Annotated in this window: 14 protein-coding genes, 1 tRNA gene and 1 pseudogene; 8 read left to right on the top strand and 8 right to left on the bottom strand. The window is 73.9% G+C overall.

The window, feature by feature from the left end; all coding sequences use genetic code 11:
• Positions 1–296: 296 nt before the first annotated feature.
• The gene (locus ACIGAN_RS14145) at positions 297–2,255 is read left to right on the top strand and encodes a helix-turn-helix domain-containing protein (RefSeq protein WP_399857383.1); all 1,959 of its coding nucleotides are present in this window, start codon (positions 297–299) and stop codon (positions 2,253–2,255) included.
• Here ACIGAN_RS14145 and ACIGAN_RS14140 read toward each other — a convergent pair.
• Positions 2,243–3,412 carry an IS701 family transposase gene (locus ACIGAN_RS14140; RefSeq protein WP_365099331.1) on the bottom strand — a complete coding sequence of 390 codons (1,170 nt, stop codon included), beginning with the start codon at positions 3,410–3,412 and terminating at the stop codon, positions 2,243–2,245. The two genes, ACIGAN_RS14145 and ACIGAN_RS14140, sit on opposite strands and share 13 nt — an antisense overlap.
• 402 nt (positions 3,413–3,814) lie before the next feature.
• Between ACIGAN_RS14140 and ACIGAN_RS14135 the strand changes: the two genes are divergently transcribed.
• Entirely contained in the window at positions 3,815–4,522 is a 708-nt protein-coding gene (locus ACIGAN_RS14135; RefSeq protein ID WP_365740375.1) for a DsbA family oxidoreductase, read from the top strand.
• Complete coding sequence (locus ACIGAN_RS14130; RefSeq protein ID WP_399857380.1) at positions 4,515–4,748, top strand: hypothetical protein; 234 nt, start codon at positions 4,515–4,517, stop codon at positions 4,746–4,748. Before ACIGAN_RS14135 ends, ACIGAN_RS14130 begins: the two co-directional genes overlap by 8 nt.
• Before the next feature lie 56 nt (positions 4,749–4,804).
• Here ACIGAN_RS14130 and ACIGAN_RS14125 read toward each other — a convergent pair.
• The 3 genes from ACIGAN_RS14125 to ACIGAN_RS14115 all read right to left on the bottom strand — a co-directional run bounded on the left by ACIGAN_RS14125 (position 4,805) and on the right by ACIGAN_RS14115 (position 6,827).
• Positions 4,805–4,878 (bottom strand) — tRNA-Pro (locus ACIGAN_RS14125).
• Between the two features lie 44 nt (positions 4,879–4,922).
• Positions 4,923–5,243 (bottom strand): hypothetical protein, encoded by a 321-nt coding sequence (locus ACIGAN_RS14120; protein ID WP_399857378.1) that lies wholly within the window; start codon positions 5,241–5,243, stop codon positions 4,923–4,925.
• A gap of 579 nt (positions 5,244–5,822) precedes the next feature.
• Entirely contained in the window at positions 5,823–6,827 is a 1,005-nt protein-coding gene (locus tag ACIGAN_RS14115) for a LacI family DNA-binding transcriptional regulator (protein WP_399857376.1), read from the bottom strand.
• A gap of 111 nt (positions 6,828–6,938) precedes the next feature.
• Here ACIGAN_RS14115 and ACIGAN_RS14110 point away from each other — a divergent pair, with 111 nt between their 5' ends.
• The gene (locus tag ACIGAN_RS14110; protein WP_399857374.1) at positions 6,939–8,102 is read left to right on the top strand and encodes a Gfo/Idh/MocA family protein; all 1,164 of its coding nucleotides are present in this window, start codon (positions 6,939–6,941) and stop codon (positions 8,100–8,102) included.
• A 228-nt stretch (positions 8,103–8,330) separates the two neighbouring features.
• Here ACIGAN_RS14110 and ACIGAN_RS14105 read toward each other — a convergent pair whose 3' ends face one another.
• Positions 8,331–9,362, bottom strand: a complete 1,032-nt coding sequence (locus tag ACIGAN_RS14105; protein WP_365095578.1) for a LacI family DNA-binding transcriptional regulator — start codon at positions 9,360–9,362, stop codon at positions 8,331–8,333.
• Between the two features lie 110 nt (positions 9,363–9,472).
• On the opposite strand from ACIGAN_RS14105, the gene ACIGAN_RS14100 reads away from it, so the two are divergent.
• From ACIGAN_RS14100 to ACIGAN_RS14085, 4 genes and pseudogenes are all read left to right on the top strand, one after another.
• Entirely contained in the window at positions 9,473–10,630 is a 1,158-nt protein-coding gene (locus ACIGAN_RS14100) for a phytanoyl-CoA dioxygenase family protein (protein ID WP_365740380.1), read from the top strand.
• Positions 10,631–10,638: 8 nt separating this feature from the next.
• The gene (locus ACIGAN_RS14095) at positions 10,639–11,415 is read left to right on the top strand and encodes an SDR family oxidoreductase (RefSeq protein WP_399857371.1); all 777 of its coding nucleotides are present in this window, start codon (positions 10,639–10,641) and stop codon (positions 11,413–11,415) included.
• 45 nt (positions 11,416–11,460) lie between these two features.
• The gene (locus ACIGAN_RS14090; protein ID WP_399857369.1) at positions 11,461–12,465 is read left to right on the top strand and encodes a Gfo/Idh/MocA family protein; all 1,005 of its coding nucleotides are present in this window, start codon (positions 11,461–11,463) and stop codon (positions 12,463–12,465) included.
• Positions 12,462–13,477, top strand: a pseudogene (locus ACIGAN_RS14085) (Gfo/Idh/MocA family protein). The gene ACIGAN_RS14090 and the pseudogene ACIGAN_RS14085 overlap by 4 nt, the downstream one beginning before the upstream one ends.
• A gap of 49 nt (positions 13,478–13,526) precedes the next feature.
• On the opposite strand, the gene ACIGAN_RS14080 reads toward ACIGAN_RS14085, so the two are convergent.
• From ACIGAN_RS14080 to ACIGAN_RS14070, 3 genes are read right to left on the bottom strand one after another with little or no spacing between them, the layout of a single operon-like run.
• Positions 13,527–14,546: a Gfo/Idh/MocA family protein gene (locus tag ACIGAN_RS14080; protein ID WP_365740384.1), complete on the bottom strand. Its 1,020-nt coding sequence runs from the start codon at positions 14,544–14,546 to the stop codon at positions 13,527–13,529.
• An 18-nt stretch (positions 14,547–14,564) separates the two neighbouring features.
• Entirely contained in the window at positions 14,565–15,467 is a 903-nt protein-coding gene (locus ACIGAN_RS14075) for a sugar phosphate isomerase/epimerase family protein (RefSeq protein WP_399857367.1), read from the bottom strand.
• Position 15,468: 1 nt separating this feature from the next.
• Positions 15,469–16,380 (bottom strand): ATP-binding cassette domain-containing protein, encoded by a 912-nt coding sequence (locus tag ACIGAN_RS14070; protein ID WP_365740386.1) that lies wholly within the window; start codon positions 16,378–16,380, stop codon positions 15,469–15,471.
• Positions 16,381–16,385 lie beyond the last annotated feature (5 nt).

The raw sequence follows: 16,385 nt of genomic DNA, 5'->3' as shown, positions 1-16,385 counted from the left end.
TGTGACGGCGCACACCGCGTTTCCCCGAGCACCTCTGCATGCGTCAACTGGCATAATCGACAAAGGGGTTCGCGCAAGGAGAGTGCGCCTGCCCGGTTGCCGGCCGCTACCGGTCCGGACCGCAGGCCACCAGGTGACCCTGTGGGGGGAGAGGCTGCGGCTCCCGGTTCGCGGGCACGTCTCGCGGAATGCACGGGGGAGTTCTCCCGTTGCGCCGGTAGGGCCGTGGTCCGTGCGACTCGGCCGTCGTGCACCGTCACTGCCGGCGGTTGGGGAACGAGACACCGGAGGGCCTCGTGTCGCAGAAGAAGGACCCATCGGCGGCGGCCGTGCTGGCCCTGCTGGACCTCCTGGCCGGCGAAGGGCCGGCGAACCGCTTCGACGCGGTGGTCGAGGAGGCCCGCAGGCAGGGCGTGACCGGCGCCGACCTGCGCATGGTGGAACGGACCAGACGCCTGGCCCTGGGCATCCAGGCCCGGCTGGAGCGCCGTCAGCAGTGGAGCGCGGCCCTCGCCACGCTGGTCGACACCGCCGCCGACCTGGCCAGTCCGCACACCGTCGAGGACACCCTCAAGATCATCACCCGCCGGGCGCGGCTGCTGCTCGGCGCCGACGTCTCCTGGGTCACCCTGCCCGCCGCCGAGAAGGAGGGCTTCCGGCTGCACTCGCTCGACGGTCACGTCACGATGCTGAACTCCCGGCTGCGATTACCGAAGGGAGCGGGACTGGCGTCCGCCGTGCTGGCGCACCGCGCGCCGCTGTGGACCTCCGACTACCTGACGGACGACAGTTTCCGGCACGCCGGCGACCTCGACCAGTGGATCAGCGCCGAGGGGCTGCACGCCGTTCTCGCCGTGCCGTTGAGCCGGGCGGCCACCGCCGGGACCCTGCATGTGGCGGACCGCAGCGTGCGCCACTTCTCCGCCGACGAGATAGCGCTGGTGAACATGCTCGCCGAGGTCGGCGGTGTGGCACTGGACCGGGCCGTGTACCTGGACGAGACGGTCGCGGAGATGTCGGTCCTGCGCGAGCGGGTGCTGCGCGCGGAGGCCGCGCAGGACGTGGCGCGCGGGCTGGCCGGGGCGCAGGGGGCGCTGCTGGACCTGGTGCTCGGCGGCTGTGATCCGCAGCTGCTGGTGGAGGAGTGCCGTCTCAGGCTCGGTGCCCCGGTGCTGCTGTGCGGTCCGCACGGCACGGCGATCGCCGCCTCCGGGACCCTGTCGGGGCGCACCGGCGAGAAGTTCGCGCGCGCCGCGGAGGACACCGGGACCCTGCTGGATCCCTCGCCCGCCCTGCTGGACGACGGCATCTGGTCCGTGCCGGTCCTGGCCGGCAGTCACCACCTGGGCGCCCTCTACGTGCAGGCCGGTCCGACGCTCTCCGGCGACACCGCGGAGCTGCTGCGGTACGCGGCCCGGGCCGCCGCCGTGCTGCTGTCCCTGCAGGAGGGCGGCGGCACGGTCGTGGAGGGGCAGTTGCGCGACGAACTGCTCGGGGACCTGCTGATCAGTGTGCCCCGGCCCCGGGACGTGCTGGAGCGGCGCGCCCGCCGGCTGGGCATCGGCCTGGACCAGCCGCACGTGGTCGTCGTCGCCCGCACCGAGGAGGACCAGCAGGCGCACGCGGTGACCCGGGCGTCGTCGTGCGCGCGCCGGATGAACGGGCTCCAGACGACGCACCAGGGCGACATCGTGCTGCTGCTGCCGGGCACCGACCCGGGCGCCGCCGCCCGGACGGTGCACGACGAGCTGTCGTCCCTGCCCGGCGACGCGCCCACCGTCAGCGGCTCCGGACCCGTGGCGGACCCCGGTGCGGTCCTCCACGGGTACCGGGAAGCGGCACGCTGCCTGGACGCGATGACCGCCCTCGGCGCCACCGGTACGTCGGCCTCGACTCACGAGATGGGGTTCGTGGGTCTGCTGCTGGCCGAACAGGTGGACGCCGAAAGGTTCATCCAGAGCACCATAGGAGCGGTGCTCGACTACGACGAGCAGCGCCTGACGGAGCTGGTGCGCACGCTGGACGCCTACTTCGACACCGGCGGGAGCCCCACGTACGCGGCCGAGAAGCTCCACGTGCATCCCAACACCGTGGCCCGCCGGCTGGAGCGCATCGGTGATCTGATCGGCTCCGACTGGCAGCGGCCCGAACGTGCCCTGGAGATCCAGCTCGCGCTGCGGTTGTCCCGGATACGCCGGGTGCTGCGCGAGCGCGGGGAGCCGGCCGGGGACGCGGCCGTGGATCAGGACGCATAGTCGAGTGCGCCGTCGTCGGTGTCGCCCAGGGCCGCCAGGGCGTGCGCGGCCGACGCGAGGGTGACGTGCCGGTGCCAGCCGCGGTAGGAGCGTCCGGCGAAGTCGCGGATCCCCACCTGGTCGGCGCCCCGTGCGAAGTCCTGGTCGACCCGGCGGACCATCCCCCGCAACCGCATCAGGAACGCGGGCGGAACCGACGTCAGGTCCGTCAGCCACACCTCCCGCGGCCGGCGCCGGTCGTTGCTCCCCACCCCGAGCAGGAGCAGGTCGCACGCCCCGGTTCCGGTCCGCCGGCTCGAAGGCCCGGGCAGCGCCACCCGCACGGCGGTGACGAGCCCGGAGCGCCGCACCGTCCCCATGCCGCCGTCCGGCCACACCACCGGCCGCTGCAGGCCCCGGCTCGCGCCCATGATCTGACGCACCGGCCGGGGGACGGCGTCGAAGCCCTTGAGCGCGGGGTCCGTCACCGACAGCCGCAGGGTGTCGTCCACCCTGAGCATCATCGGCATGCCCCGTTCCAGGAGCCTGGACACCGTCGAGGCGACGTCGGCGCCGCGGGCGTCCATCACCACGGGCCGGGACGGCAGCCGCCACGCCGCCGCCTCCAGGAAGGCCTGGAGGGCGCATTCGCCGAGGGTCTCGGCCGACGCGTCGTCCGGGATGGAGGCCCGGCGCCGGCGGTCCTCGGCGAACCAGGACGGGGAGAGCTGCAGGCGCCAGTTGACCGGCACGCTGGTCTCCTCACCGACCGCCCACACGCCCACGGCCTGCTGGGCGTTGAGCATCTGGCCGTGCTCCGGGAAGAAGCGGCGCTCCACTCCGACGGAGTGCCGCCCGGCCTTGGGGATCACCATGGGGCGCACCACCCAGGCCTGTGGCGGGGCCACACTCACCACGTACCGGGCCAGTGCCCGGCGCACCGGCCCCCACTCCCAGCTGGAATCGCTGATGAAGTGGTGCAGGCTCTGTTCCGTCGCCTGTCCTCCGACAAGGGCGGCGATGTTGCGTATCGACTTGCGTCCCCTCACCTCCAGCAAACCTCGTATGTACTCCATGCCCTTGCGCCGTTGGTCGCTGCGGGGCAGGGAGGCGAACAGCAGTGAACACATCTCCGGCAACGACACGGCGCACGGAGAGGCGTACGACGGCTCGTGCATGGTCGGACTCTGCGCTTGGTCAGGGCTCAGCGCGACCACACTCATGAACGGACCCTCCATCGGGGGTAGACGAAGACGATCCGAAGGGCTGCCCGTCCACTGTGCGACCGAGCGGGGCACCGGTGTCAGGTACACGGAGCACAGGACTTGTGACGGACGGCGGTGGCCGGGCCACCATCACGTCCCCGAGCCCCGCGCGTCCGATCCGGAACGCTCCCTTCGGGAGGTGTCCGGACCACCGCCCCGGTCCGCGCGGAGCGTGTCCGAAGCGCTTACCAGGGGGAGTTGACAGAGTGACACCGGCCTGGTGCGCCGGGCGCCGCAGGCGCGTCACCATGGAGTTCCGTGCCGCGGCACACACGACGGGGACCCCGGTGTGGTCCCGCTACCGAGGAGGAGACCATGAGCGCTGCCCCGGAGCCACGGCCTGTCACCGTCTGGTCGGATCTGGGGTGCCCCTGGGCCACCCTCGCCCTGCACACGCTGCGCACCACGGCCCGGGAACGCGGGCAGGATCTCCTGATCGACCACCGGGCGTTCCCCCTGGAGCTGTTCAACCACCAGCCCACGCCCAAGTTCATCGTGGAGCCCGAGATCGTGGTGATCTCCGCGCACCGGCCCGACCTCGGCTGGCGCCTGTGGGCGGGGCGGGAGTACGACTACCCGTCGACGATGCTGCCCGCGATGGAGGCGGTCCAGGCGGCGAAGGACCCGTCCGTCGGCGGCCTGCGCGGCAGCGACGAACTGGACGCCGGCCTGCGGCACGCGTTCTACGTCGAGAGCCGGTGCGTCAGCATCCCCTCGGAGATCCTCGACGTCGCCGCCCGGTGCGCGCACGTGGACGAACAGGCCCTGGCCCGCGCCCTGGAGCGGGGCGCGGGCCGCGCCGAGATCCACGAGCAGTTCCGCGTCGCGCGCGGGCCCGGGATCCAGGGCAGCCCCCACCTGTTCGCGCCGGGCGGGTACGCGGCCCACAACCCGGGCGCGCACGTCGAGTGGACGAAGGACCCGAACGAGGGGGGCGTGCCGCGCCTCGACCGCTACGACCCGTCGTGGGCCGTGGAGTTGCTCGACCTGCTGGCGGAGGGGAGGCAGCCCGCCGGTGCCTGAGACGAGGGAGCTGACCCTGTCGGCGTCCGCCTACGACCGCCTGGCGGAGGTGGCCGCGGCCGAGGGGATGTCCGTGCGCGCCTATGTGGAACGCATCGCGGACCGGAGCGCGCACGAGCCGCCCGGGCCCGGGACGCGGGGGGCCGCGACCGGGCCGGAGCCCGACCGGCGGCTGACGGGGCTGGGGGTCGGCGACCCGCGGACGAACGCGTCCGGCCCGGCATGACGAAAGGCCGTACCGGCAACCCCCGGTACGGCCTCACGACCCGCTGTCTCAGCGAGTCGGGACGACAGGATTTGAACCTGCGACCCCTTGACCCCCAGTCAAGTGCGCTACCAAGCTGCGCCACGTCCCGATGCGGCTCGCGCGGCGTGAACCGCGTGATCGCGCAGGTCAACCCTACCGCATACGGGACGGCGGGTTCAGCCGCGCGGGCTCCGGGGCGGTGCGGTGTTCCGGGTGGGCGGTGCCGGGCGCGGGGCGGGCCGGCAGCTGCTCGACCGGTGGCAGGGGTTCGTCGCGCGGGCCGCGGCGGCCGCCCATCCGCGCGCCGGTCCAGCCGGCCAGCCCCGCCGTCGACACGGCGACCGCGAGGACGGCCCACCAGGGCAGTTCCGCCTTGGTGGCGTGTCCGGCGCAGGCCGCCACGGCGAGGAGCGCCGTGGCGGCACCCCCGGCCGCGTCGGCCCGCCGGACCCGCCGGTCCCCCGCCTCGTCCACCCCGTGGCCCCCTTCGCACTCGGAACGCCCGGCCATCGCTGCCGGGCATATGCCGCACACCTTAAGCGGGCTCCAGCGGCGCATCCGGCCAGGGCGTACGGCGGGACGGGACACCGGCCGCGCGCGGGTGCGCCGGCCGGTGAGCGTGCGCGCCCTGTGGGGTGGCGCGCATGATCAGCGCGCGCCGATCAGTGTCCGCTCCGCGCCGCCTCGGCTTCGCTCGGGCCGGGGGATACCGTCTCTTCGCGCCGGCCGGTGTGAGCTGCACGGTCGTCATAGCCCCCCGGCCGCGGTCCGCGGCGCACGGCGGACGGCCGGGCGGGGAAGCTCTCGCGGGCGGTGCGCACCGCGGCCGTGCGGCGGGCCGGGGGCCTGCCCTCGGCGTCGGCGCCGAGGTGCGGCGCGGGGTGATCGTCGTACGGGGCGTGCCGCCGGACGCCGTGGGCCGCGGTAGGGCGTCGCGCTGTCCCCCGGTCGTGCCGTGCGCACGGCGGACCCCGGGTGCCGGCCGGGCGCCCGGGGCGCTGCCGGGCCCGGGGCGGCGGCATGCCCCGCGCGGCGCGGGGTGCGCTCGCCCCGTCAGCCGCCGGGCGGCGGCCCGGTCGTCCCGCGGACCTGGAGCGCCGGCGCGGCCAGGTGGAGGCGCCCCTCTCCCCCGGGCCGTTCCAGCCGGTCCAGCAGGAAGCGGGCGGCCCGGCGGCCGACGTCGTGCCCGGCGTTGTCGACCGTGGTCAGCCACAGGTGGCGCAGCCGGGACAGGCTCGTGTCGTCGTAGCCGGCCAGGGAGAGGTCGCGCGGTACGCGCAGCCCGAGTTCCCCGGCGGCGGAGAGGGCGCCCACGCAGGTGATGTCGTTCACGGCGAAGACGGCGGTGGGCCGGTCGGGGCGGCCGAGCAGGCGGACGGTCGCGCGGTAGCCGCCCTCCTCGGTCATGTCGCCGGCCTCGACGACGGCCCCGTCCGCCAGGCCGTGGGCCCGCATGGTCGCCTCGAAGCTGCGGCGGCGCAGTTCGCCCACGGCACCGAAGCCCGCCAGGTGCGCGATGCGGCGGTGGCCGAGACCGATCAGGTGCTCGGTGACCAGCCGGGCGCCCCGCTCGTCGTCGCCGGCGACCTGGTCCACGCCGGGCGGCACCGGCTCGCGGGCACCGGCCAGGACGACCGGCATCCGCTCGGCGACGGCGCCCAGGGCCGCCGGGTCGGGCAGGGTGCCGACCACGACCAGGCCGTCGACGCGCAGGTCGAGCAGCGGGTCGGCCGGATCCTGGCCGGTGCGGCGGTTCAGGCGGGCGTCGGCCAGCAGCATGCGCAGGCCGTGCGCGTGCAGGAGGGAGTTCAGGCCGTCCAGCAGGTCCACGAACCAGGGGTTGCGCAGGTCGTTCAGGAGGACGCCGACGGTGCGGGTGCGCCGTTCGCTGAGGGAGCGCGCGGCGGCGTTGGGCCGGTAGCCCAGTTCCCGGGCCGCCCGCAGGACGGCGTCCCGCTTCTCGGGGCGCACCTGCGCGGAGCCGCGCAGGACGAGGGAGACCAGCGACTTGGAGACGCCGGCCCGTTCGGCGACGTCTCGGATGGTCGGGGGTCTCATGCCGTGGACCGTTCCATGAGCCTCGCGTGCTTGTCAAAGGGTTGACAGCGCCGGGAAAGCCCACCGAGGGTGGCCCGGACAGGTTCTGGAACGGTCCAAAGAGGGGCTCTCATGGTGGACACGCTCGGCGTCGCCGTCGTCGGATTCGGCTGGATGGGGCGGGTGCACACCCAGGCGTACGCGCGTGTGCGGCACCACTATCCGCAGGTGCCCCTCGTCCCGGAGCTGGTGACGGTCGCCGAGGAGGTGCCGGGCCGGGCGGAGGAGGCCGCCGCGCAGTTCGGGTTCGCCGCCGCCACCCGCGACTGGCGCGAGGTGGCCGCCGACCCGCGGGTGCGGGCGGTCAGCATCACCGCGCCGAACTTCCTGCACCGCGAGATCGGCGTCGCCATGGCCCGGGCCGGCAAGCACATCTGGATCGAGAAGCCGGTCGGGCTGACCGCCGGGGACGCCCGTGCGGTGGCCGACGCCGTGGCCGAGGCGGGCGTGCAGGGCGCGGTCGGCTTCAACTACCGCAACGCTCCGGCCGTCGAGGCGGCCCGCGAGCTGATCTCCTCCGGGGAGCTCGGCACGGTCACGCACGCGCGCGTGCGGCTGTTCAGCGACTACGCGGCCCACCCCGAGGGTGCCCTGACCTGGCGCTACGAGCGGGAGCGCGGCGGCAGCGGGGTGCTGGGCGACCTGGCCTCGCACGGGGCGGACCTGGCCCGGTTCCTGCTCGGCGACATCGCGTCCCTCGCGGCCGACACGGCGATCTTCCTGCCGGAGCGGGCCCGCCCGACGGGCGCGACGGCGGGGCACAGCCGTGCCGCGGGCGGTGAACCGGGCCCCGTCGAGAACGAGGACTACGTCAGCTGCCTGCTGCGGTTCGCCTCCGGGGCGCGCGGAGTGCTGGAGGCCTGCCGCGTCTCGGTCGGCGAGCAGAACAACTACGGCTTCGAGGTGCACGGCACCCGGGGAGCGGTCTTCTGGGACTTCCGGCGCATGAACGAGCTGGGCGTCAGCCGCGGCACGACCTACCAGGACCAGCCGGTCAGCACCGTCTACGTGGGCCCGGGCCACGGCGAGTTCGCCGCGTTCCAGCCGGGCGCGGCCAACGCCATGGGGTACGACGACCTGAAGGTCATCGAGGCGTACCGCTTCCTGCGCTCGGTCGCCGAGGGCACCCCCCACGGAGCGACGCCGGCGGACGCCGTGCACAGCGCGCTCGCGCTGGACGCCATGGCGCGGTCGGCGCGCAGCGGCACCTGGGAGCCGGTGGCCGGCCCGGCGTGAGCTTCCGCCCTCACCACCGCGCCCGGGGCTGCCGGCCCGGGCAGACCTCGGCCGGGAGCAGGACGAGCCACCTCCACATGATCGTGGGCCCGGTGCCGCTCGCCGCCTCGCAGGGCCGGTCGTGGCGCAGCCGGGGGCGCCTGGCCAGGACGAGCGGCCACCGCCGGGTGGCCGGCCCCGAGCGCGCGCCGGGGCGTGCCGGGCCCCGCACCCGCGCCCGGCCCCGGATCACACGGCCGCCTGCGGTGGCATGTTGTACGGCGTCACCACCTGGATCGCCGACGGCAGGGTGGGGCCGGCCGGGGGCAGGGCGCCGTGCGCGCGCATGACGGTGTGGCAGGCCTCGCGCACGTCCTGGCGCAGGTCGTGGTGGAGCACGGCCGACAGCCGGTGCTCGCGCAGCAGCCGGGTGTTGTCGTGGTCCAGGTCGTGCGCGACGAACACGGCGCACTCGCGGCCGAGGTCCTCGAAGGCCCGCAGCGTGGCGATGTTGCCGCCGCCGATCGAGTAGACGGCGCGGATGTCCGGGTCGCGTTCCAGGGCGGCCCGGACCAGGTCGTACTGGGTGGCGTCCAGGCCCTGACCGCCGGCGATCTCGACCAGCGTGCGCTCGGGGTGCCGGGCGCGCATGGCGCTGCGGAAGCCCATCTCGCGTTCCTCCTCGTTGCGGAAGAAGCCGCTGCTGAGGCTGGTGAGGACGTTGCCCCGGCGCTCCCCCAGCCACTGCCCCATGAGGTACGCGGCCGTCGCCCCCGCCGCCCGGTCGTCGATGCCCACGTAGGCGAGGCGGGCGCTGGACGGCAGGTCCGTCACCAGGGTCACCACCGGTATCCCGGCCGCGGCGAGCCGGCCCACCGCGGCGGTGACCTCGGGGACGTCCGGCGCCTTGAGGATCACCCCCTGCGAGCCGCGCCGGGCGATCCGGTCCAGGGTCCGCACCAGCTCCCCGACCGGGCCGGTCTCGCGGAAGTGGAAGCGGGAGCGCAGCACCGCCGGGTGCAGGGCCGGCAGCTCGGCCTCGAGGGCGGCCCGGATGGCGGTGGTGAAGCGTTCGGGCGCCTGCATCACGAGGTCGACCATGAACGTCCGGCCGACCAGCCGGACCTGGGTGCGCTGCCGGTCCAGGTCCGCGATGGCCTGGTGGACCTCGCGCGCGGTGCTCTCGCGCACGCCTCCCCTGCCGTTCAGGACCCGGTCCACGGTCGCCTCGCTCAGACCCGCCTGACGTGCGATCTCGCGGATCGGGAAGGGATGTCCCACGCGTCGGCTCCTTGAGGGGTTTTTGATGGCTCGCTGCTGGTTGTTCGAGGGGTTTGTACTGACAAGAATGGCAGGGCTGCGTCGCTCCGTGACCCCCTGAAGGGACGACGATGTCCTTCACTTCCGTACACCGCCGCGCCTGGCTGTCCGAGCAGGACTGCGACCTGGACGCGTTCCGCGCGCTGGTCGAGCAGGCCACCGACCCCGCCGACTACCCGCACGCCTCCGCCGTCGAGCGGAACGTGCCGGTCTACGACTGCGGCCTGCTCGAAGGCGACCGCGTGGTCCAGGCCGAGCTGGTGCGGGCCCTCGCCGACGGCCCGGGCATCGTGGTCTTCCGCGGTGCCTTCCCCGACCCGGAGGTCGTGGACCGGGCCACCGAGGTGTTCGAGGGGCTCATCGCCGAACAGCGCGCCTCGGGCGCCACGGCCGGCGACCACTTCGCCAAGCCGGGCGCCAACGACCGGGTGTGGAACGCCCTGGAGAAGGCGGCCCTCTACGACGCGGAGGCGTTCGCCGACTACTACGCCAACGACGTCCTGGCCCTGGTCTGCACGGCCTGGCTGGGCCCGGGCTACCAGGTCACCTCCCAGCTCAACGTGGTCAACCCGGGCGGTGCCGCGCAGACCGTGCACCGCGACTACCACCTCGGCTTCCTGTCGAACGACGTCGCCGCCGCCTACCCCGCGCACGTGCACCGCCTCTCCCCGGTGCTGACCCTCCAGGGCGCGGTCGCGCACTGCGACATGCCGGTGGAGTCCGGGCCGACGATGTACCTGCCGCACTCCCAGAAGTACGAGCCGGGCTACCTCGCCTGGCGGCTGCCGGAGTTCCGGGCGTACTTCGAGGCGCGGTACGTGCAGTTGCCCCTGGCCAAGGGGGACGCGGTGTTCTTCAACCCGGCGCTGTTCCACGCGGCCGGCACCAACCGCTCGGCGGACATCCGCCGCATGGCCAACCTGCTGCAGGTGTCGTCGGCGTTCGGGCGCGCGATGGAGACGGTGGACCGGCGGGCCGTGGCGGGCGCGGTGTATCCCGTCCTGCTGAAGCGGAAGGCCGAGGGCGCCGACCAGGCGTGGCTGGACAACGTGATCGCGGCGAGCGCGGAGGGCTACGCCTTCCCGACCAACCTCGACAGCGACCCGCCGGTCGACGGGCTGGCCCCGCCGTCCCAGGCGGAGCTGATGCGGCGGGCGCTGCGCGAGGAGTGGACGCCGGAGGCGTTCCGGGCGGAGCTGCGGGCCGCCGCCGAACGACGAGAGAGCTGAGGACATCCATGGGACTTCTCGACGACAAGGTCGTCCTGGTCAACGGCGGCAGCCAGGGGGTGGGTGCCGCGATCGCGCGGGCCGCGGCCCGCGAGGGGGCGGCCGTGGCCGTCACCGGGCGGCGCCCGGAGCCGGGCGAGGCGCTGGTGGCGGAGCTGACGGCCGCCGGGGCCAAGGCGACGTTCGTCCGCGCCGACCTCGCCGACGCCGCGCAGGCGAAGGCGTCCGTGGCGGAGGTCGTCGGCGCGTACGGCCGGATCGACTGCCTGGTCAACTCGGCGGGGCTCACGTCCCGGGGGACGCTGCTCGACACCACCCCGGACCTGTTCGACCAGCACATCGCGATCAACCTCAAGGCGCCGTTCTTCGCGATGCAGGCGGCGGTCGCGGACATGGTGTCACGGGGGGCGCCCGGCACGGTCGTCAACATCATCACGTCGTCGGCGCACGGGGGGCAGCCCTTCCTCGCCCCGTACGTCGCCGCCAAGGCCGGGCTGATCGGACTGACCCGCAACGCGGCGCACGCGCACCGCTGGGACCGGGTGCGGATCAACGGCCTCAACATCGGCTGGACGGCGACCGAGGGTGAGGACGCCACGCAGAAGGCGTTCCACGGGGCCGGGGACGACTGGCGCGAGGAGGCCGCCGCGAAGCTGCCCATGGGCAAGCTGGGGCAGCCGGACGAGATCGCCGACTTCGTGGTCTTCCTGCTGTCCGACCGCTCCGGCGTGGTCACCGGGTCGGTGATCGACTGGGACCAGAACGTGCTCGGCGGACTCGACTGAGCCCTTCCGCGACCCCCTCCCCCTCTTCCTAGGAGCAAGACCCCCATGCGTATCGGAATTCTCGGCCTCGGCCGCATCGGCGCCTTCCACGCCGAGACCCTCACCGGCCTCGACGCCGTCGACTCCCTCGTCGTGACCGACCCGTTCGCCGAAGCCGCCAAGGCCGCCGCCGAGCGGTTCGGCGCCGAGGTCGTGGACTCGCCGGAGGCGCTGCTGGCCGCCGGGGTCGACGGGATCGTCGTCGCGGCCGCCACCGACGCCCACCCCGCGCTGATCCTGGCCGGGGTCGAGGCCGGGGTCCCGGTGTTCTGCGAGAAGCCCGTCGCCCGGACCATGGCCGAGGGCGTCGAGGTGCTCAAGGCCGTCCGGGACACCGACGTGCCGATCCAGATCGGCTACAACCGCCGCTTCGACGCCGGGTTCGTCAACGCCCGTGCCGCCGTGCGCAGCGGCGAACTGGGCACCCTGCACACGGTCCGCTCGACCACGCTGGACCCGGCGCCGCCGCCCGCCGCGTACATCGCCGCCTCCGGGGGCATCTTCCGCGACTGCTCGGTGCACGACTTCGACATCATCCGCTGGGTGACCGGACGCGAGGTGAGCGAGGTGTACGCCGTGGGCGGCAACCGCGGCGCCGAGTACATCGAGGAGGCGGGCGACGCCGACACCACCGGCGCGATCCTCACCCTCGACGACGGCACCCTCGCGGTGGTCTCCAACTCCCGTCACAACGGCCGCGGTTACGACGTGCGCATGGAGATCCACGGCTTCCAGGACTCCATCGCCGTCGGTCTGGAGGACAAGCTGCCGCTGCGCTCGGTCGAGCCGGGCGTGACCTTCCCGGCGGGCACCCCGCACGACTTCTTCATGGACCGCTTCACGGCGGCCTACCGGGCCGAGCTGACCGCGTTCACCGAGGTCGTGGCCGGCACCCGCCCCTCGCCCTGCACGATCGAGGACGCCCTGGAGGCGGGCTGGATCGCCGACGCGTGCACGCTCTCCCTCCAGGAGCACCGCCCCGTCACCCTCGCGGAGGTACGGCAGGCATGAGCGGGACGGGCCGGGAACCGCTGCGCATCGGAGTGCTGGGCGCCGCCCGGATCACCGAACGCTCCCTGATCGGCCCGGCCCGGGAGACCGGCCACCGCGTCGTCGCGGTGGCCGCCCGCGACCGCGCCCGGGCCGAGGCGTTCGCCGCCCGGCACGGTGTGCAGCGGGTGGCGGGCTCGTACGCCGAGCTGGTGGCCGATCCGGAGATCGACGTCGTCTACAACCCGTTGGCCAACGGCCTGCACGGCCCGTGGAACCTCGCCGCCCTCGCGGCGGGCAAGCACGTGCTGTCGGAGAAGCCCTCGGAGAGCAACGCCGAGGAGGCCGCGGAGGTACGGGCGGCCGCCGAGCGGGCCGGGACGGTCTTCATGGAGGCCTTCCACTACCTCTTCCACCCGGTCACCCGCCGGCTGCACGAGCTGCTGGCCTCCGGCGAACTCGGCGAACTGCGGCACGCCGAGGCCATGGTCGCGATCGCCGCGCCGCCGCAGAGCGACCCGCGCTGGTCGCTGCCGCTGGCCGGCGGCGCCCTGATGGACCTCGGCTGCTACGGCCTGCACGCCCTGCGCATGCTCGCCCCCCGGGCGGGCGGCGCGCCCGGCTGACGGCGTCCCGGGCCGGGGAACGCGCGGGCGCCCCCGGTGTCGACGAGTGGCTGGACGCGGACCTGGAGTTCCCCGGCGGGGCGCGGGGTGCGGCCCGCTGCCACATGGCGTACGACGGGCTGGACATGAGCCTTCGGATCGTCGGCTCGCGGGGCGAGGCCACGGCCCCGAACTTCGTCCTGCCCCACCTGGACGACCGTGTCGTGGTCCGCACGGCCGCGGGCGAGCGCACCGAGCACCTGGGCACCCGCTCGTCGTACACGTACCAGCTGGAGGCGTTCGCCGCCCGGGTGCGCGAGGGGGCGCCCCTGCCGCTGGACGCGGACGACGCGGTGGCGACGATGCGGCTCGTCGACGCCTGCTACCGGCAGGCCGGGTTCGCACCCCGGCCGCGCACCCGGGTCTGAGGCTCGGGGAGCACGCCGAAGGGGCCCGGGGTCGATCCCGGGCCCCTTGTCACGCGTACAGCCCGGGCCTGTCCACCAGGTCGACCTCCACCCGGCCGCCGTCCCGCAGCGCCCGCACCCCCGCCTCGCACACCGCCGTCGCGGCGTAGCCGTCCCAGGCGCTCGGGCCGGTGACCACGCCGCGGCGGGTGGCGTCGACCCAGGCCTGGACCTCGCGGTCGTAGGCCGTCTCGAAGCGTTCGGTCCAGTCCTGGGCGATCGTGCCGCCCCAGCGGCCGGCCATGTTGGTGACCAGGGCGTGGCCGTCGCCGATGCGGGCGGTGCCGCGTTCGCAGACCAGCTCGGCCTGCACCTGGTAGCCGAAGCCGCAGTTGACGAAGATCTCCACGTCGCTGAGGGCGCCGCCGTCGGTCTCGAAGACGACGAACTGCGGGTCCTGCAGGCCGTCCGGGGCACTGGCGGAGGGGGTGGGGCGCAGCACCGTGACGGCGGTGATCTCGTGGCCCAGCAGCCAGCGCGTCGCGTCGGCCTCGTGGGCGACGGAGTCGGTGACGAGCATGGAGCTGGTGAAGAAGGGCGGGCTGGCGACGTTGCGGTGCCGGTTGTGCAGCATCAGCGGACGGCCCAGCTGGCCGGTGGTCAGCAGGGCCTTCAGCCTGGCGTACTCGGGGTCGTAGCGGCGCATGAAGCCGACCTGGACCCGGCGGTGGCCGAGGCGCTGTTCGGCTTCGAGGACGCGCAGGGCGGAGGCCGCGTCGGGGGTGAGCGGCTTCTCGCACAGCACCGGCAGATCGCGCTCGAAGGCGGCGAGCAGGGTGGCCTCGTGGGCCGGGCCCGGGGAGGCGATCAGGACGGCGTCGACGCCGTCCGCCGCCAGTGCGGCGGCCGGGTCGGTGTGGGCGGTGCAGCCGTCGACGCGGGCGGCGACGGCCTTCGCGCGCTCCGCGTCGACGTCCGCGACGGCCACCACCCGGGCTCCGCTGGTGACTTCATGGATGCGGCGCACATGGTCGGCGCCCATCCGTCCGGTACCGATGACCGCGACTCCCAGGGGGGCGCGCTCCGTCATGGCCGTCCTTTCGGGTCGTCAGGCGCCGCAGGACCTCAGGAACTTGCGGGTGCGGACCGCGATCGGCAGCGGCTTGTCCGGCTCGCACGGGTACATGTCCTGCTCGACGATGGCGAAGAGGTCCACGCCGAGCTTCTGGGCGGCCTCGAGGACCGGGCCCAGCTCCGGGACGCCGGCGGGCGGTTCGCACATCACGCCGCGTGCGACGGCCGGTCCGAAGGGGACCTCGTTCCTGACGACGTCGGCCAGGATCTCGGGGTCGACCTGCTTCAGGTGCAGGTAGCCGATGCGCTCGCCGTAGGTCTCGATCAGCTTGACGCTGTCGCCGCCGCAGTAGGCGTAGTGCCCGGTGTCCAGGCAGAGGTTGACGTGCTCGGAGTCGGTCGAGTCGAGGAACCGCTCGACGTGCTCCTCGGTGTCGATGTGGGTGTCGGCGTGCGGGTGGACGACGATGTCCAGGCCGTAGCGGTCCTTCACCTCGCGGCCCAGGCGCTCCATGCCGGTGGTGAGGTTGCGCCACTGCTCGACGGTGAGCTCCGGGGGCTCCAGGATCTCGGCGGTCTTGTCGTCCCGCCAGAAGGACGGGATGACGACCAGGTGCCTGGCGTCCATGGCCTGGGTCAGGGCGGCGACCCGGCTGACCTGCTCCCAGGTGGAGTCCCACTCGGAGGGGCCGCGGTGCAGTCCGCAGAAGATCGTGCCGGCGGATACCTTCAGGTTCCGCCTGGCCACCTCCTCGGTGAGCCGGGCCGGGTCGGTGGGCAGGTAGCCGTAGGGGCCGAGTTCTATCCAGGAGTAGCCGGCCTCGGCGACCTCGTCGAGGAAGCGTTCCCAGGGCACCTGCTGCGGGTCGTCGGGGAACCAGACGCCCCAGGAGTCGGGGGCGGAGCCGACCCGGATGCGGTCGAGCGCGAGGGCCATGTCAGGACTTTCCTTCCGAGGACGTGGCTACGGGTGCGGTGAGGTCCCCCTCCTCGGGGAGCCCTTCGACGTCGACGCCGCGGACCTGCGCCAACTCGTGCTTGAGGGAGGCCAGTTCGGCACCGCCGGCCATGTGGTTGGTCAGCTCTTCGAGGCTGACCTCGCTGCGGGAGGCGGACAGTTCCATCGTGCCCAGGCGCAGCACGCTGAAGTGGTCGCCGACCATGTAGGCGTGGTGGGGGTTGTGGGTGATGAAGATGACGCCGAGGCCCTTCTCGCGGGCGGCGGCGATGTACTTGAGCACCACGCCGGACTGCTTGACGCCGAGGGCGGCGGTCGGCTCGTCCAGGATGAGGACGCGGGCGCCGAAGTAGACGGCGCGGGCGATGGCGACGCACTGGCGCTGGCCGCCGGAGAGCGTGCCGATGGGCTGCTCCAGGTCGTCCAGGACGATGCCCATGTTGCGCAGTTCCTCGTCCGCGGTCTCCTTCATCTTCTCGATGTCGAGGCGGCGCACGGGCCAGGGGCCCTTGGTCAGCTCGGAGCCGAGGAAGAAGTTGCGCCACACCGGCATCAGCGGGACGACCGCGAGGTCCTGGTAGACGGTGGCGATGCCCTTGTCGAGGGCCTCGCGCGGGGTGGAGAAGCGCACCGGTTCGCCGTCGACGAGGAACTCGCCCTCGGTGTGCTGGTGCAGCCCCGAGACGATCTTGATGAGGGTGGACTTGCCGGCGCCGTTGTCGCCCAGGACGCAGGTGACCTTGCCGGGGTACACCTCCAGGTCGACGCCGTGCAGGGCGCGGATGTTGCCGTAGGACTTGCCCGCGCCGCGCAGTTCGACCAGGGGGCGGTCGCCGTCGGCCGGGGTGTCCTTCAGGACGGCACCGTGGGTGCCGGTTTCGTTGCTGGTCATCGCGG

This window comes from Streptomyces sp. NPDC085931 (genome assembly GCF_044540565.1).
In the GTDB taxonomy this organism is placed as follows: domain Bacteria; phylum Actinomycetota; class Actinomycetes; order Streptomycetales; family Streptomycetaceae; genus Streptomyces.
The sequence above is the reverse complement of the archived record's forward strand: the minus strand, read 5'-3'. Positions and strand labels throughout refer to the sequence as shown.

Excerpts from the sequence above, each read along its gene's own strand:
- ACIGAN_RS14140 (WP_365099331.1), bottom strand. The coding sequence starts at position 3,412 with ATGCACGAGCCGTCGTACGCCTCTCCGTGCGCCGTGTCGTTGCCGGAG.
- ACIGAN_RS14135 (WP_365740375.1), top strand. The coding sequence starts at position 3,815 with ATGAGCGCTGCCCCGGAGCCACGGCCTGTCACCGTCTGGTCGGATCTG.
- ACIGAN_RS14115 (WP_399857376.1), bottom strand. The coding sequence starts at position 6,827 with ATGAGACCCCCGACCATCCGAGACGTCGCCGAACGGGCCGGCGTCTCC.
- ACIGAN_RS14110 (WP_399857374.1), top strand. The coding sequence starts at position 6,939 with ATGGTGGACACGCTCGGCGTCGCCGTCGTCGGATTCGGCTGGATGGGG.
- ACIGAN_RS14100 (WP_365740380.1), top strand. The coding sequence starts at position 9,473 with ATGTCCTTCACTTCCGTACACCGCCGCGCCTGGCTGTCCGAGCAGGAC.
- ACIGAN_RS14095 (WP_399857371.1), top strand. The coding sequence starts at position 10,639 with ATGGGACTTCTCGACGACAAGGTCGTCCTGGTCAACGGCGGCAGCCAG.
- ACIGAN_RS14090 (WP_399857369.1), top strand. The coding sequence starts at position 11,461 with ATGCGTATCGGAATTCTCGGCCTCGGCCGCATCGGCGCCTTCCACGCC.
- ACIGAN_RS14080 (WP_365740384.1), bottom strand. The coding sequence starts at position 14,546 with ATGACGGAGCGCGCCCCCCTGGGAGTCGCGGTCATCGGTACCGGACGG.
- ACIGAN_RS14075 (WP_399857367.1), bottom strand. The coding sequence starts at position 15,467 with ATGGCCCTCGCGCTCGACCGCATCCGGGTCGGCTCCGCCCCCGACTCC.
- ACIGAN_RS14070 (WP_365740386.1), bottom strand. The coding sequence starts at position 16,380 with ATGACCAGCAACGAAACCGGCACCCACGGTGCCGTCCTGAAGGACACC.